This is a genomic window from Paenibacillus apiarius (assembly GCF_017052585.1).
Lineage (GTDB): Bacteria > Bacillota > Bacilli > Paenibacillales > Paenibacillaceae > Paenibacillus_B > Paenibacillus_B apiarius.
In genome coordinates this window covers 117380-136665 of record NZ_JAFFHZ010000002.1, presented here as the reverse complement: position 1 = coordinate 136665, position 19286 = coordinate 117380, and the positions used below count along the sequence as shown (strand labels likewise).

Genomic DNA, 19286 nt, shown 5'->3' with positions numbered 1-19286 from the left:
CTTGGTTGTACCCGATTGAGAGAGGAGAAGATGAACTTGGCATTTGAAAAGGAAACCGATTTTTGGAATGCACAATTTGATGCGGAAGATAGTCCTGCGGTCCTGCCTTACTCCACAACCTCAAGCAGCTTTGCAGCTCGCGATCATTCCAATTCCATCAGCTTATCTGCCGACGTATCGCAACGAATTACTAATATGAGCAGAGGTTCCCATCTGGCCGCATATATGATCTTACTGGCAGGCATCCAATGCTTGCTTTACAAATATACAGGTGAAGAGAGCGTCATCGTAGGCATGCCAATCGTTAGAAAATCCAAGGACACACGGCGGCCTATCAACAATGTGGTGATTCTCAAAAATAAGCTGAGTGCAAACCGTACATTTAAATCGTTGTTGACCGAATTGAAAACTACACTTACCGCAGCAATCAATCATCAGAACATCCCTTTTCGGAAGATGACGGAGCATTTGCATTTAGAAGCTGTAAATGGAGTTCCTGTCGTAAATACGATGGTTTCCATGAAAGAAATACATACCGTTGAATTCAGTCAGAGTGTAATCTCCGATATCCTGTTCCAATTTGAATGGGAACAAGATGTGATTCAATTACATGTGACCTATAACGAAAATCGATACGATAAACCATTCATTACGCAAATAATGAACCATGTTAACTATTTATTTGCCGCGGTTTTATATAACCCGGAAAGAGAGCTGCAAGACGTGAACCTGCTATCAGAACAGGAGACGGCTCAGCTTCTTTATGAATTCAACGATACAGCAGCAGACTTTCCGCGGGATAAGACGATACGTCAATTGTTTGAAGAGCAGGCGGAACGAATGCCGGATGCGGTGGCGGTTCTATTCGAGGACAAACGGTTGACCTATGCAGAGCTGAATGCCGCTGCCAATCGCATTGCCCATCTCCTGCGGGAGCGAGGAGTAGCACGGGGCACATTGGTTGGCATCAGCGCTGAGAGATCCCTGGAGATGGTGATCGGACTGCTGGGAATCCTCAAAGCAGGCGGGGCATACGTTCCAATCGATCCTTCCTATCCGGAGGAACGGATTAACGCCATGCTGGAAGATACAGCAATCAGCGTGCTGCTCACGCAGGCGCATCTGCAGACCAGCATGCCGAACAGCATCGATTCCGTCCTGCTCGATGCAGCGGCCGAGACGGCTCTGGAAGGATGCTGGCCGAACTTGACGGATGAGGCAGGGACTGCGGACGATGTGGCCTACATTATCTATACGTCCGGATCGACGGGAATTCCGAAAGGAGTCTGCGTCACGCATCGAGGGGTGGTACGGCTCGTTGCCGCTGCCAATTATGTGGACATCAGCAGCAAGGACGTATTTCTGCAAGGCTCGACGATATCGTTCGATGCGGCAACGTTCGAGATTTGGGGCAGCTTGCTGAATGGAGCTGCGCTGGCGATTTTGCCTCCGGGGAATGTATCGTTGACTGAATGGACAGAGGCCATTGAGCAGCATCAAGTGACGATCCTGTGGTTAACGGCGGGACTCTTCCATGTGATGGTCGAGAACCAACTCCAAGCCTTGCAAGGAGTCCAGCAATTATTGGTGGGAGGAGACGTCGTCTCGAAGACCCATGCCAAAAAAGTTCTGGATCGGTATCCGGAGATTCGTCTGATCAATGGATATGGTCCGACGGAAAATACGACCTTCACCTGCTGCCACGAGATTTCGGCCGCTGATACGGAGCGGCTCTCCATTCCGATCGGACGCCCGATCGCCAATACGCAAGTGTACGTGCTGGATCGCGCAGGCAAGCTGCTTCCGGTAGGAGCGGTCGGCGAGTTGTACACCGGAGGAGACGGACTGGCCCAAGGGTACTGGAATCGTCCGGAGCTGACGGCCGAGAAGTTCGTGGACAGCCCCTTCGTGCCGGGAACGCGGCTCTACCGCACAGGCGATCTGGCGAGATGGCTGCCGGATGGAACGCTCGAATACGTGGGACGAATCGATGATCAAGTGAAAATTCGCGGTTACCGGATTGAGCTTGGCGAGGTGGAGGCGCATCTGTTGAAAGTGGAAGCGGTGCTGGACGCAGTCGTAATCGCGCGGCCAGACGAAAGCGGCCAGAAGATGTTGTGCGCGTACTTTACAGCGCATGCAGAGCTGATGGCGGGTGATCTGCGGGCAGCGCTGTCGCAAGAACTGCCGGCCTATATGATCCCGACACACTTTGTGCAGGTCGATCAGATGCCGCTGACGCCGAACGGAAAGGTCGATCGCAGAGCGCTGCCGGAGCCGGAAGGACTCATCATGACCGGAAAAGAGCATGTCGCGCCGCGGACGCCGCTGGAGTCCAAGCTGGCGCAACTGTGGCAAGAGGTGCTCGGACTCGAGAAGGTCAGCGTGAAGGACAGTTTCTTCGAGATTGGCGGACACTCTTTGCGTGCGACGACGCTCGCCGGGAAGCTGCATAAGGAGATGAATGTCAGCTTGCCGCTGCGGGACATCTTCCGCCATCCTACGATTGAAGAGCTGGCGCGTCTCATTGACGGGATGGAACGGCAGGAATACAGACAGATTCCGCTGCTGGATGAAAGGGATTGGTACCCGGTATCTTCGGCGCAAAAGCGGCTGTACATTTTGCATCAGCTGGAAGGCGCGGAGGAGAGCTACAACATGCCGGGGGTGATGCTCCTCGAAGGGCCGCTTGACCGGAGCCGGTTCGAGGAGGCGTTCCGCAGCTTGATTGGGCGCCACGAAACGCTGCGCACCGGCTTTGAAATGGTGAATGGCGAGCCGGTGCAGCGTGTATGCCGCGAAGTGAATTTCGCAGTGGAGATGATGCAGGCGAGCGAAGAAGAAGCCGATGCCGCCGTCCGTTCCTTTATTCGTCCGTTCGATCTGGAGAAGCCGCCGCTTCTGCGAGTGGGGCTGATCGAGCTGAGCCAGGATCGGCATATTCTGATGTACGACATGCATCATATTATCTCCGACGGCGTGTCGATGGGAATTGTGGTGGAGGAATTCGTCCGCTTGTACGGCGGCGAGGAACTGCCGCCGCTGCGCATTCAGTACAAGGATTATGCCGCATGGCAGCAGTCCGAGCCGCAGCAGGAGCTCATGAAGCGGCAGGAGAGTTATTGGCTGCAGGCGTTTGGCGGAGAGCTTCCCGTGCTGGAGCTGCCGGCGGATTATGCGCGTCCTTCCGTCCAGAGCTATGAAGGGGATACCTTCGAATTCGCGATCGATTCCCGGCTCAGCGAAGCGCTGCGCGGGGTTGCGGCCGAGAGCGGAACAACCTTGTACATGGTGCTGCTTGCTGCCTATACGATTCTGCTTCATAAGTATACGGGCCAGGAAGACATAATCGTGGGGACGCCGAACGCGGGCAGAACGCACGGCGATTTGCAGCCGCTTATCGGCATGTTCGTCAATACGCTGGCGATCCGGAGTTATCCGTCCGGCTCGAAGACGTTCCTGGAATACTTGGAGGAAGTGAAAGAAACGAGCTTGGGGGCCTTCGAGAATCAGGATTACCCGTTCGAAGAACTGGTGGAAAAGCTGCAGGTCACGCGAGATTTGAGCCGCAATCCGCTGTTCGATACGATGTTTGCTTTGCAGAATATGGACGACAAGGATTTCGAGCTCGCAGGGCTTCGCTTGAAGCCATACCCGGCTGAATACAAGGTGGCGAAATTCGACCTGAGCCTGGACGTGGCGGAAGGCGCGGAAGGGATGGCGTGCAGTCTGGAATACGCCACCGCGTTATACCGACCGGAATCGATAGAACGAATGGCGAAGCATTTCGGGCGGCTGCTTGAAGCCGTTGCGCACGAGCCGGAGGCGCGGCTGGCCTCGCTCCGCATGCTCACGGAGGAGGAAGAGGAGCAGATTCGGCACGTGTTCAACGATGCGGAGGCAGGGCGTTCGCAGCAGAACACGGTGCCGGAACTGTTCGAGGAGCAGGTGGAGCGCACACCGGATCGGATTGCGGTCGTGCATGAGGACAAGCAGCTGACGTACCGGGAGCTGAACGAACGGGCGAACCGGCTGGCGCGCACGCTGCGGGCGGAGGGCGTGAAGCCCGAACAGCTGGTGGGCATCATGGCCGATCGCTCGCTGGAGATGATCGTGGGCATTATGGCCATCTTGAAATCCGGCGGCGCCTATGTGCCAATCGACCCGAAATATCCGGAGGACCGGATTCACTATATGCTGGACGATTCGAACGCGCAAGTGCTGCTGGCCCAGCGTCATCTGCAAGCGCGGGCCGCATTCTCCGGCAGAAGGATCATGCTGGATGAAGAAGCGTTCTACGACGCAGACGGTTCCAATCTGGAGCCGGTTAATCAGCCGGAGCATCTGAGCTATGTTATCTATACCTCGGGAACGACGGGCAAGCCGAAAGGAGTCATGATTGAGCACAGACAGCTGGCGGTCATGTCGATCTCATGGGAACGCGAATACCGCTTGCATGAGGAGAGCATGCGCTGGATGCAGTGGGCGAGCTTTTCATTCGACGTCTTCTCGGGAGACCTGATCCGCGCGCTGCTGCATGGGGGAGAACTTATTCTATGTCCGGAAGAGTCCAGGGCGAACCCGGCCGAAATCTATGAGCTTATTCGCAAGCATCGGATTCAGATGTTCGATTCTACGCCGTCGCTCGTCATTCCGCTGATGGAATATGTATACGAGAACCGCTTGGACATCAGCAGCATGAAGCTGATAGCCGTTGGTTCGGATCATTGCCCGAAGGAAGAATTCCAGAAGCTGCTGGAACGATTCGGTTCGCACATGAGGATCATCAACAGCTACGGGGTAACGGAGACGACCATCGATGCCTGCTACTTCGAGCAGGCGAGCACGGAAGGGCTGCGGACGGTGCCAATCGGCAAGCCAATGTCGGGCGTGACGATGTACATTCTGGATGAACACCATTCTTTGCTGCCGGTGGGGATAACGGGCGAGCTGTATATCGGCGGACCTTGCGTAGGCCGGGGGTATTGGAAGCGGCCGGACCTGACGGCGGAGAAATTCGTCGACAATCCGTTCGCTCCGGGCGAGCGAATGTACCGGACAGGCGACTTGGCCCGGTGGCTGCCGGACGGTAACGTCGAATATTTGGGGCGGATCGATCATCAAGTGAAGATCCGGGGCTACCGGATCGAGATCGGCGAGGTGGAGACCCAACTGCTGAAAATGCCGTCCATCCGTGAAGCGGTTGTCATCGCGCGGGATGACGTTAGCGGGCAGAAGTCATTGTGCGCGTACTTCGTCGCCGAGCGCGAGCTGACGGTGAGCGAGCTGCGGGGAGCGTTGGCGGCAGAGCTGCCGGGGTACATGATCCCATCGTATTTCGTCCAGCTGGAGCGGTTGCCGTTGACGCCGAATGGCAAAATCGACCGCAAAGCTCTGCCGGCCCCGGAAGGAAGCGCGCATACCGGAACCGAGTACGCCGCACCGCGCACAGAGGCGGAGAAAACGCTGGCAGCCGTCTGGCAGGCCGTGCTGGGCGCAGAGCGGATCGGGATTCGGGATCACTTCTTCGAGCTTGGCGGCGATTCGATCAAGTCGATTCAAGTGTCTTCCCGGCTGCATCAGGCGGGCTACAAGCTGGAAATCCGGGACTTGTTCAAATACCCGACCATCGCGGAGCTCAGTCCGCATATCCAGCCTGTCGGCAGAATGGCCGACCAAGGCGAAGTAAGCGGAGCGGTGCCGCTGACACCGATCCAACACTGGTATTTCGGGCAGCAGCTCGCCGAGCCGCATCATTATAACCAATCGATCATGCTATATCGCAAGGAAGGCTACGACGAGGCCGCGCTGCGCAAGACGCTGCAGAAGATCGTGGAGCATCACGATGCGCTGCGGATGGTGTTCCGCAAGACGGAGCAAGGATATGCCGCGTGGAATCGCGAGATCGGGGAAGGCGAGCTCTATCGTCTGTATGTGGCGGACTTCACGCAGGTGGAAGCATGTGATCAGGTGTTCGAAGCCGCAGCGAATGAAATACAGGGCGGCATCGATTTGCAGGGCGGCCCATTGGTGAGAGCCGGGCTGTTCCACGCCGCGGACGGGGATCATTTGCTTATCGTCATCCATCATGCAGTCGTTGACGGCGTTTCTTGGCGCATCCTGCTCGAAGACATCGCTGCAGGCTACGAACAAGCGCTCAAGGGCCAAGCGCTGCGTCTGCCTGTCAAGACTGATTCTTACCGCACTTGGTCCGAACAGCTCGCCGAGTATGCGCGCAGTCCTCTCATGCAGCAGGAACGGTTGTATTGGCAGGGTATCGCGCAGACGGCAACGAAGCCTCTGACCAAGGATTATGAAGCGGAATGCTCCATACAACAAGATAGTGAATCCGTCATTGTCCAATGGAGCCAAGAGGATACCGAACAGCTATTGAAGCAAGTCCATCGGGCATATAACACCGAAATGAACGATATCTTGCTGACGGCACTGGGAATGGCCGTGCACAAATGGAGCGGTCACGACAAGGTGCTCGTAACGCTGGAAGGCCACGGCCGGGAGTCCATCATGGCGGACATTGACATTACGCGTACCGTCGGTTGGTTTACGAGCGAGTATCCGGTGCTGCTCGAGATGGAAGCGGACAAGAGCCTGTCTTACCGCATCAAGAAGATGAAGGAAGACCTGCGGCGTATTCCGAACAAAGGCATCGGCTACGGCATCTGCCGCTATATGTCCGATCTTGAGGATGAAGCCGTCTGGGGAGGCGCGGAGCCGGATATCAGCTTCAATTACTTGGGACAGTTCGATCAGGACATGAAGAACAATGAGATGGAAGCATCTCCGCATTCAAGCGGCATGGAAGTGAGCCTTCAACTAGTCCGCAGCCATGCGCTGGACATTAACGGAATGATTGCGGACGGCTCATTGTCGCTGGAGCTTAGTTACAGCAGGAAGGAATACCGCCAGGAGACAATTGAACAATTATCCCAATATTTATATGAAAGCTTGCAGGAGATCATCGTCCATTGCACGGCCAAAGAACGGCCGGAGGTGACGCCGAGCGATATCCTGCTGCAAGGATTGAGCGTAGAGGACTTGGAGCTAATAGCGAAGCAGACACAGCGCATCGGAGACATCGAGAATATGTATGCACTTACGCCGATGCAGAAGGGGATGTGGTTCCACAGTGCCATGGATCGGCATGCAGGCGCGTATTTTGAACAAACGCGGTTCACTCTCCATGGCGAACTCGATGTGGAAATATTCGCCAATAGCTTGGACGCATTGGCCAAGCAACATGCCGTACTGCGGACGAACTTCTATAATGGCTGGAACGGCGAACTGCTGCAAATTGTCTTTAGAGACAAGCGGCTTGGATTCACCTATGAAGATGTGTGCGCTTTGCCGGAAGCCGAGCGAAAAGCGCGTGTCGAGACTTTGAAACAAGAGGATCGCATACGGGGATTCGATTTGGAGCAGGATGCGCTCATGCGCGTATCGGTGGTGCGCACAGCGGAAGAGAGCTATCAGGTGTTGTGGAGCACCCATCATATTCTGATGGATGGTTGGTGCTTGCCGCAGCTAACCCAGGAATGGTTCGACACGTACTCCGCTTTTGTCCGGAATCAGCATCTCGAGCGGACAACGGCAGCCGCGTACAGTCAATATATCGAGTGGTTGGAACAACAAGATGAGCAGGCGGCAGCCGCGTATTGGACGAATTACTTGGCTGGTTATAACCAGCAAACGGTACTGCCGCAAGCGAAGGGACAAGGACGAAACGATGATTACGCCGCGAAGCATATCGTGTGCGAATTGGGCAAGACCTTGACCGGGCGGATGAGCCAGGTGGCCAAGCAGCATCAGGTGACGCTGAATACGTTAATTCAGGCGGCATGGGGCATTATTTTACAGAAATACAATGGCACGGACGATGTGGTGTTCGGCGGGGTCGTGTCGGGCAGACCTGCGGAAATTCCAGGGATCGAATCGATGATCGGATTGTTCATCAACACGATTCCGGTTCGCGTTGCCTGCGAAGCGGAGACGAGCTTCTCCGAGGTAATGGGACGGCTGCAGGAACAAGCATTGGAGTCCGGGCGGTACGATTATTACCCGCTGTATGAGATTCAAGCGCAGTGCGCGCAGAAGCAGGATCTCATCTCCCATCTCATGGTATTCGAGAACTATCCGATGGCAGAACAGATGGAGCAAGCGGGAAGCGATGATCGGGGCAGTCTGGCGATTGCCGATGTCGAGGTGGCGGAACAAACGAACTACGATTTCAACTTGATCGTCATGCCGGGTGACGAAATGGCGATTCGCTTGGAGTATAACGCCAACGTGTTCGACCGGGAGAGCATAGAGCAGCTGCAGGGTCATCTCGTGCATGTGCTTGAGCAGATTACGGCCAACCCGCATATGGCCGTGGGCGAGCTGGAACTGGCGACCGCCAGGGAGAAAATGCAGCTGATGCTTGCGTTCAACGATACGGCAGCGGAGTATCCGCGGGAGAAGACGATCCATCAGATGTTCGAAGAACAGGCCGAACGAACCCCGGATGCGGCGGCGGTCCTGTTCGAGCAGGAACAGCTGACGTACGGGGAACTGAACGAACGCGCGAACCGCTTGGCTCGGACGCTGCGGTCATTGGGAGTGCAGCCGAATCAGCTGGTCGGCATCATGGCCGAGCGTTCGCTGGAGATGATGGTTGGCATCATGGCGATTTTGAAGGCTGGCGGGGCGTATGTGCCGATTGCCGCGGATTCACCGGAAGAGCGCATCCGCTACCTGCTGGAGGATTCAGGAGCGCAGGTGCTCTTGCTTCAGGGCCGTGCGGGAGAGGACGTGTCCTTTGCAGGCCGCATCGTCAATCTGGATGAAGCAACTTCCTATGCCGGCGACGGCGCGAATCCGGAATGGGTCAACCAGGCCAGCGATGCTGCTTATGTCATTTACACGTCGGGCACGACAGGCAGACCGAAGGGCGTTCTGGTGGAGCATGGTTCGGTCATTAACCGCTTGCTGTGGATGCAGAAACGATACCCAATCGGTCCGAGCGATACGATTATGCAGAAGACGGCGATTACGTTTGACGTCTCTGTCTGGGAGCTGTTCTGGTGGGCGTTCGTTGGCTCCAAAGTGTGCCTGCTGCCGGTCGGCGGGGAGAAGAACCCGGCCGTCATACTGGATACGATCGAGCGGCAGCATATCAGCACGATGCATTTTGTGCCGTCCATGCTGAATGCCTTCCTTGAATATGTCGAGGGACAGCCGATCGCGGAACGGGAGCGCAGCCTCACTTCGCTGCGGCAGGTGTTCGCGAGCGGAGAGGCGCTAACCGCTTCGCAGGCGGAGCGGTTCCAGCGCTGCATTGCGCCGGTGAATGGAGCGCGGCTTATCAACCTGTACGGGCCGACGGAAGCGACCGTGGATGTGACGTATTTTGATTGCGAGGCGGGGCAACCGTATTCGAGTGTCCCGATTGGGAAGCCGATTGACAATACGCAAATCTATATCGTGAACCGGCAGAATCAACTGCAGCCTATCGGCGTAGCCGGGGAATTATGCATCGCGGGCGCAGGCTTGGCTCGAGGCTACTGGGAGCGGCCGGAGCTGACGGCGGAGAAATTCGTGGAAATTCCATTCAAGCCTGGTGAGCGGATGTACCGGACGGGCGATCTGGCTCGCTGGCTGCCGGATGGCAACATTGAATATTTAGGCCGGCTTGACCACCAAGTGAAGATTCGGGGGTATCGAATCGAGCTTGGCGAAATCGAGGCCCAACTGCTGCAAGTGGCAGCCATCCGGGAAACGGTCGTCGTCGCGCGGGAGGAGGAGAGCGGTCAGAAGGCATTGTGCGCTTACTTCGCCGCAGACAGCGAGCTGATGGCGGGCGAGCTGAGAGCAGCGCTGTCCTTGGAATTGCCGGACTATATGATTCCGTCGTACTTCGTGCAGCTGGAGCGCTTGCCGCTGTCGGCGAACGGGAAGATCGACCGCAAGGCGCTGCCGAGCCCGGAGGGAAGTGTCCATACCGGAACCGAATATGTCGCGCCGCGCACCGAGGTGGAGAAGGCAATCGCAGCGGTATGGCAGGCAGTGCTGGGCATCGAGCGGGTCGGAACGAAGGATCACTTCTTCGAGCTTGGCGGCGACTCCATCAAATCGATTCAAGTCGTTTCCCGACTGCAGCAGGCCGGATACAAGCTGGAAATCCGGGAGTTGTTCAAATACCCGACCATCACGCAGTTAAGTCAACAGGCCCGGCCAGTCGCCAGAGTGGCCGATCAAGGAGAAGTGGCAGGGGAGATGCCTCTGACACCAATCTTAAGCTGGTTCATGGAACAGGAATTCGCGAATCCGCATCACTTCAATCAATCGATTATGCTGCACCGGCAGGAAGGGTTCGACGAAGCGGCGATTCGCAAAACGCTGCATAAAATCGTCGAGCACCACGACGCGCTGCGAATGGTATTCCGCAAGACCGAACATGGCGGGTATAAGGCATGGAACCGTGGAATCAGCGAAGGCGATCTCTACAGTTTGGAAGTGGCGGACTTCAAGGGAGATCCGGAGTGCGGCCGTTCGATCGAAGCCAAGGCGAATGAGATTCAAAGCGGCATCGATCTGCAATCGGGTCCATTGGTGAAAGCGGGATTGTTCCACTGTGCAGACGGGGATCACCTATTGATCGTCATCCATCATGCCGTCATAGACGGCATCTCTTGGCGGATATTGCTTGAAGACATTGCAGATGGGTACGGGCAAGCGTTGAAGGGACAAGAGATTCGTCTTCCGGTCAAAACCGATAGCTACCGCATCTGGTCGGAGCAACTCGCAGCGTACGCGCACAGTTCTGCCTTGGAGAATGAACGGGCATACTGGCAGCGCATCGCGCAGATGGACGCCGAGCCTCTGCCTAAAGACTGGGAAGCGGCATGCTTGCTGCAGCGCGAAAGCGAATCCGTGAACGTTCAATGGAGCAGGGAGGATACGGATCGGCTGCTCAAGCATGTTCACCGGGCGTACAACACGGAGATGAACGATATTTTGCTGGCGGCATTGGGAATGGCCGTGCACAAATGGTGCGGTCACGATCGGGTTCTGGTTACGCTCGAAGGTCACGGCAGGGAGTCCATCATGACCGATATCGACATTACGCGCACCGTGGGTTGGTTTACAAGCGAATATCCAGTTTTGATTGAAGCGGAGCCAGACAAGACTTTGTCTTATCGAATCAAACAGGTGAAGGAGAATTTGCGCCGCATTCCGAACAAGGGGATCGGGTATGGCATCTGCCGATATTTATCGTCTGCGCAAGAACCTGCATGGACGGAAGCGTTCACGCCTGAACTTCGCTTCAACTATTTGGGACAGTTCGATCAGGATCTGCAAGGCAACGAGCTGGAACTATCATCTTATTCAAGCGGTTCGGATATGAGCGACGAACAGGCGCGCAATTACAGTTTGGATATTAGCGGAATGATCGTGGATGGCTTGCTATCGCTGGACGTGAGCTACAGCGGCAAGGAATATCGCAAGGAAACCATCGAAGAGTTGGCCGGATGTTTGCGGGCGAGCCTGCAGGAGATCATTGACCATTGCGCGGCAAAGGAACGGCCTGAATTAACGCCGAGCGATGTCTTGCTGCAAGGATTGAGCGTGGAGGAGCTTGATCGGATCGCGGAACAAACGCGGCGCAACGGCGAAATCGAAAATATTTATACGCTGACGCCAATGCAGAAAGGCATGTGGTTCCACAGCGCGATGGACCGGCAGTCGGGGGCGTATCATGAACAGACTCGGTTTACGATAGAAGGTGAGCTCGATACAGATGTCTTCGTCAAGAGCTTGGACGCATTGGCGAACAATCACGCCGTGCTGCGAACGAACTTCCTGAGCGGCTGGAGCGGCGAACCGGTGCAAGTCGTGTTCCGCGATAAGCGAATTGGATTCGTTTATGCAGATTTGCGGGAGCTGCAAGCAGCGGATCGGAACAGATGCATTGAAAAATCGGCAGCTGAGGATCATGCTCGCGGATTCGATCTGGAGCAGGATGCGCTGATGCGCGTAATGGTCATGCGTACGGGAGAAACAAGTTATCAAGTGATCTGGAGTTCGCATCATATTTTGATGGACGGCTGGTGCTTGCCGCAGCTTGCCAAAGAGTTGTTCGAGACATACTCCGAACTCTTGCAAGGACAGTCCTCCGAAGAGAAGACATCCGTACCGGTGTACAGTCAATATATCGAATGGCTTGAACGGCAAGACGAAGCAGCGGCCTCCGTATATTGGACCGAATATTTGGCGGGATATGATCAGCAAGCGGCATTGCCGCAACAATCGGCGCAAGGGCCGGGCGAAGAATACGCGGCCGAGAAGCTGACCTGCGAATTGGGCGCTGCATTGAGCGGCCGCATGAGCAGGGTGGCCCGGCAGCATCAGGTTACCTTGAATACGCTGCTGCAAGCGGCATGGGGGATCATTCTGCAGAAATACAACGGAACCCGTGACGCGGTGTTCGGCAGCGTCGTATCCGGCAGACCGGCGGAAATTCCGGGAATCGAAGCGATGATTGGGCTATTCATCAACACGATACCTGTCCGGGTCAGCTGCGAACCGGAGACGAGCTTTGCGGAAGTGATGGGACGGCTGCAGGAGCAAGCATTGGAATCCGGCAAGTACGACTATTATCCGTTGTATGAAATTCAGGCCCGCTGCTCGCAAAAGCAAGATTTGATTACGCAAATTATGGTATTCGAGAACTACCCGATGGATGAGCAGATGGAGCAAGCAGGCGGCGATGACCGGGGAATGCTGGCGATAACGGATGTTGAAGCGGCTGAGCAAACGAACTATGACTTCAACCTTATCGTCGTGCCCGGAGAAGAGATTGTCATCCGTTTCGATTACAACGCGCGCGTGTTTGATCGGGGCGTCATGGTGCGCTTGAAGGGCCACCTATTGAACGTTCTGGAACAGATTGCTGACAATCCTCGTATCACGGTGGGTGCTCTCGAACTGGCGACTGCGGCCGAAAAGGCCGAAATTGCAGGCAAATTCAACGATACGGCGGCAGAATATCCGCGGGATAAGACGATTCACCGCTTGTTCGAGGAACAAGCGGAACGTACTCCTGACGCCGTTGCCGTGGTGTATGAGAACAGTGAGTTGACATACCGGGAATTGAACGAACGGGCGAACCGTTTGGCAAGGACGCTGAGAGCCGAAGGAGCAAAGGCTGATCGTTTGGTCGGACTGATGGTTGAACGTTCCTTGGACATGATGGTAGGGATTTTGGCGGTCCTGAAATCCGGAGGGGCATATGTGCCAATCGACCCTGAATATCCGGAAGAGCGAATCCGTTACATCCTCGATGACTCCGGAGCGCAATTCATCGTAACGCAGCGTCATCTGCAAGAGCGGATTCCGGGAACAGGGACACGCGTCATCCTGGATGATGAGCGTTCTTACAGCAGCGATGGCACGAATCTGGAGCCGGAGAATGGTTCTGCCGACTTGGCATATGTCATATACACGTCGGGCACCACGGGCAAACCGAAGGGGAACTTGACGATGCACCGCAATATCGTGCGGGTCGTTCAAGGCGCTGACTATATCGACATTGGAGAGCAGGACAATGTGCTGCAGCTATCCAGCTATGCCTTCGACGGATCGACATTCGATATGTACGGAGCTTTGCTGAACGGAGCCAGACTCGTTCTTATTCCGCAAGAGACCTTGTTGGATGTAGAGCGGCTCGCAGAGCTGATTGAACGCGAGCGCATCTCTGTCATGTTCATTACAACCGCGTTCTTCAATGTGCTCGTTGATGTGAAGGCTGACTGCCTGCGCCATATTCGCGCCATTTTGTTCGGCGGAGAGCGCGTTTCCGTCAGCCATGTCCGCAAAGCGCTGCGTCATTTGGGACCAGGAAAAATCAAGCATGTATACGGTCCGACGGAGAGTACGGTTTTTGCCACTTGTTACGACGTGAATGAAGTGGCGGCGAATGCCCTCAATGTTCCGATTGGACGCCCGATCAGCAACACAACGATTTACATCGTCAACGAAGAGAACGGCTTGCAGCCGATTGGGGTGGCCGGAGAATTGTGCGTAGCCGGAGACGGGCTCGCGCGGGGCTACTTGAACCGTCCGGAGTTGACGGCGGAGAAGTTCGTAGACAATCCGTTCGTTCCGGGAGTGCGGATGTACCGGACAGGGGACTTGGCAAGATGGCTGCCGGATGGAAACATCGAGTATGTAGGCAGAATCGACCATCAGGTTAAAATACGCGGCTATCGCATTGAGTTAGGCGAAGTGGAGGCGCATCTGCTGAAAGTCCAGCCTGTCCTGGAAGGGACCGTTGTCGCCCGGGAAACCGGAAGCGGCGAGAAGCAGCTGTGCGCATACTTTGTGGCGGAGAGCACGCTATCGGCTAGCGAGCTGCGCGGCGCTATGGCGCAACAATTGCCGGGATACATGATCCCGTCCTATTTTGTCCAGCTGGAGCGGATGCCGCTGACGCCGAACGGCAAGGTTGACCAGAAAGCGCTGCCTGCGCCGGAAGAGCATGTGCAGACAGGCACGGAATATATTGCGCCCCGCACGGCTCTGGAGGAGAAGTTGGCCCGTATCTGGCAAGAGGTGCTCGGACTGGAGAAGGTCGGCGTAAATGACAACTTCTTCGAGCTCGGCGGACACTCCTTGCGCGCCACTACGATGGCAAGCAAGCTGCATAAGGAGCTGAGCATCGAGCTGCCGCTGCGGGACGTATTTAAGCACCCGACCCTCGAAGCGATGGCTGAGCGCATTGCCGGATTGGGACAGCAGATGTACACATCCATTCCGCTGGTCGAAGAGCAAGCGCATTATCCGCTGTCATCGGCCCAGAAGAGGCTGTATATTTTGCATCAGCTGGAAGGAGCGGAGCTTAGCTATAACATGCCGAACATGCTGCTGCTGGAGGGGGCGCTCGATCGGGAGCGGTTCGAAACGGCGTTCCGCAAGCTGATTGCCCGGCACGAATCGTTCCGCACCGGCTTCGAAATGATTAACGGCGAACCGATGCAGCGGATATACGGGAATGTGGACTTTGCGGTGGAGTATATGCAAGCAAGCGAAAAAGAAGCCGAAGCAAGGCTGCGTCAATTCGTTCGCGCGTTCAAGCTTGAGGAGCCGCCGCTCCTGCGTGTAGGATTGATCGAATTGGCTCAGGAACGCCATATTCTGATGTTCGATATGCATCATATCGTTTCCGACGGCACGTCGATGGGAATTCTCATCAATGAATTCGTCCGCTTGTACGGCGGAGAAGAACTGCAGCCGCTGCGCATTCAGTACAAGGATTTTGCCGCATGGCAGCAATCCGACGCGCGGCAAGAGCAGATGAAGCAACAGGAAGCCTATTGGCTGCAGGCGCTTGGCGGAGAGCTGCCGGTGCTGGAAATGCCAACGGACCATGTACGGCCTGCCGTTCAAAGCTTCCGGGGAGATATCCTGCAATTCGTTATCGGCCGGGACCAATGCGCTGCATTGCGGCAGATCGGTTCCGAGAGCGGCGCAACGTTGTATATGGTGCTATTGGCGGCCTACACAACACTGCTGCACAAATATACGGGCCAGGAAGACATCATCGTAGGCACGCCGATCGCAAGCAGAAACCATGGAGATGTGCAGCCGCTCATCGGGATGTTCGTCAACACGCTGGCCATTCGCAACTACCCGGCGGGCGAGAAAACGTTCCTCTCTTATCTGGAGGAGGTTAAAGACACGACCTTGGGCGCCTATGAGAATCAGAACTATCCGTTCGAAGATCTGGTGGAGAACGTGCAGGTCACGCGGGATATGAGCCGGAATCCGATTTTTGACACGATGTTTATTTTACAAAATGCGGAGCAGGGCGAGATGAATATCAACGGGCTGCATATCGCGAACTATCAGAGCGAGCATACCGTGTCGAAGTTTGACTTGACGTTCCAGGCCGAGGAAGCGGAAGAGGAGATCGCGTGCAGCATCGAATATGCTACCGAGCTATACGAGCGCGAGACGGTGGAACGGATGGCGGGCCACTTTGCGAAGCTAATCGATGCCGTGGCCGGAAACCCGAGTGCTAGTCTTGCTTCGCTGCAGATGGTGACTGCCGAGGAACAGGCTCGGATACAAAATATTTTCAACGCGACGGACATGGACTATCCGCGCGAGAAGACCATCCATCAGCTGTTCGAGGAGCAGGCGGACCGAACGCCGGATGCGCCAGCCGTCGCTTTCGGTGACGAGCAGCTGACATACCGGGAGCTGAACCGGAAGGCGAATCAGCTGGCTTGGGTGCTGCGGGACAGAGGTGTCGGATCGGAACGGCCCGTGGGAATCATGGTCGAGCGTTCGATCGCCATGGTCGTAAGTGTATTGGCCGTTCTCAAGGCGGGCGGAACGTTCGTCCCGATTGACCCGGAATATCCGGAGATGCGCATCCGTTACATGCTGGAGGACAGCGGCGCTAAGCTGACATTGACGGAGCAGGCCTGGTTCGAGGTGATTCCGGCCGAGGCGGAAAAGATAGACATTCACGATGCAGCCCTCTATCAAGGGCTCGATGGGAACTTGCCGAATGAGAGCGTCTCGTCGAATCTGCTATATATCATCTACACGTCCGGCACGACGGGCAATCCGAAGGGTGTCATGCTGGAGCAGCGCAATTTGATCAATTTGCTGCATTACGAGCAGGCCGGAACGAGCATTCCTCTTCCGTCACGCATCTTGCAGTATGCGTCGAACAGCTTCGATGTGTGCTATCAGGAGATGTTCTCCGCACTGCTGTTCGGGGGCTGCCTGTGCTTGATTCCGAACGATGCTCGCAAAGATCCGGCGCAATTGTTCACATGGATTCACGACAACGAGATCGAGGTGCTGTATCTTCCGGTCGCGTTCCTGAAATTCATCTTCGCCGAGCCGGAATGGGCAGAACGCTTCCCAGGCTGTGTCAGACACATTATTACCGCCGGGGAGCAGCTCGTCGTCACGCCGCAGGTCCAAGCGTGCCTGCAGCGGCTTCGCATCAGCCTGCACAATCATTATGGCCCGTCGGAAACGCATGTGGTTACCGCTTATACGATGGAGCCGGACGATATCGCGGTCGGGCTGCCGCCAATCGGCGCGCCAATCGCGAACACGGCGATCTACATCTTGAACGGCAAGCTGGAACTGCAGCCGATTGGCATCGCCGGGGAGCTTTATGTATCAGGAGATAGCGTAGGGCGCGGATACTGGGGACGCCAAGAACTGACGGACGAGAAATTCATCGCCAACCCGTTCGCGCCGGGCGAGCGCATGTACAAGACGGGAGATGTGGCGCGGTGGTTGCCGGACGGCACCATCGAATATGTGGGCCGCGGCGACCACCAGGTGAAAATTCGCGGGTTCCGGATTGAGCTCGGCGAAGTGGAGTCGCAGCTCTTGAGCGTGGAATCCGTGCAGGAAGCGACCGTCATGGCCCGGGAAGATGACGGAGGACAGAAGCAGCTGTGCGCGTACTTCGTGGCGGAGCGTCCGCTGTCGGCGGCGGAGCTGAGAGGGGCCTTGTCTCAGGAGCTGCCGGGATACATGATTCCGTCTTATTTCGTGCAGCTGGACCGGATGCCGTTGACGCAGAACGGCAAGATCGACCGCAGAGCGCTGCCGGAGCCGGAAGGCAGCCTGCATACCGGAGCGGAATTCGTAGCGCCGCGCACGCCGCAGGAAGCGCAGCTGGCCCGAATCTGGCAAGAGGTGCTGGGTCTGCCGAACGTTGGCGTGAAGGACAATTTCTTCGACCTCGGCGGGCACTCCTTGCGCGCGACGACGTTGGCTAGCAAGGTGTTCAAAGAAATGAACGTGAATCTGCCGCTGCGGGACGTGTTCCGGTGCCCGACAATCGAGGAGATGGCCGGGCTGATAGCTGGAATGGACAAGCAGGAGTACGCCGCGATCCCGCTGGCTGAAGAACGAGACGTCTACCCGTTGTCATCGGCCCAGAAACGGCTGTATATCGTGAGCCAATTGGAAGGGGCAGATCTGAGCTACAACATGCCGGGAATAGTGTCCCTCGAAGGAACGTTGGATCGCGAGCGCTTTGAATTGGCATTCTTGAAGCTGGTTTCTCGGCATGAGACGCTGCGCACCGGCTTCGAAATGGCAGACGGCGAGCCGGTGCAGCGGGTTCACCGCAACGTGACGTTTGCCGTGGAGCACCGGAAGGCCGCTTCCGAGCAAGAAGCCGAGCAGCTCATTCGCCGCTTCATCCGCGCGTTTGATTTGAAGAAGCCGCCTCTGCTCCGTGTCGGGCTGGTGGAATTGGAACGAGAGCGTCATATTTTGATGTTCGACATGCATCACATTATTTCCGACGGTGCTTCCATGGGGAATCTGGTGAGCGAGTTCGCACGGTTGTATGCGGGCGAGGAGCGGGCGCCGCTCCGCATTCAATACAAGGATTACGCGGTGTGGCAGCAGTCCGGAGTGCACAGCGAGCACATGAAACGCCAGGAAGCGTATTGGCTGGAGAAGCTGGCCGGGGAATTGCCGGTTGTCGAACTGCCGACCGATTACGATCGGCCTGCCGTCCGCAGCTTCGAAGGAGCGCAGATCGAGTTCGAAGTCGACGCTGTTCTTACCCAACGGTTGAGCCAGCTTGCGTCGAATCGCGAAAGCACGCTATACATGGTGCTATTGTCTGCGTATACCGTGCTGCTTTCCAAATACAGCGGACAGGAAGACATCATCGTGGGAACTCCTGTTGCGGGAAGAGGGCATGCGGATTTGGAGCCGCTCATCGGGATGTTTGTCAACACATTGGCCATTCGCAATCAGCCGGCTGGAGACAAGACCTTCCTGTCCTATCTGGAGGAAGTGAAGGACACGGCCTTGGGCGCCTTCGAGCATCAAGATTATCCATTCGAGGAACTGGTGGAACGCCTGAATGTGCAATGGGCCGCAAACCGGAATCCGGTGTTCGACACGATGTTTGTCATGCAAAATACAGAGGACCATGAGGCGCGATTGGAAGCTCTAACCTTGTCTCCTTATGCGCTTGACAATCCGATCGATGCGAAATTCGATCTCACGCTGTTCGTTTCTGAAGACAATGATGTAATTAAGGGAGGCTTCCAATACGGCACGAGATTGTTCAAGGCTGCCATGATTCAGAAGATCATGAGAGACTTCCTGCTTGTGCTGGCTCAAATCGCCGAAGACCCCCACATTCGGTTACGCGATATCAAGTGCAATGAGCAATCCGTTAACAATCAGCGTTCTATTGAAACGATAGAGTTTGCATTCTAGACGAT

Annotated in this window: 1 protein-coding gene; it reads left to right on the top strand. The window is 56.0% G+C overall.

Translation table 11 applies throughout. The features are described from left to right. Window positions 1–36 precede the first annotated feature (36 nt). Window positions 37–19281: a non-ribosomal peptide synthase/polyketide synthase gene (locus tag JSQ80_RS26720; protein WP_206097849.1), complete on the top strand. Its 19245-nt coding sequence runs from the start codon at window positions 37–39 to the stop codon at window positions 19279–19281. Window positions 19282–19286 lie beyond the last annotated feature (5 nt).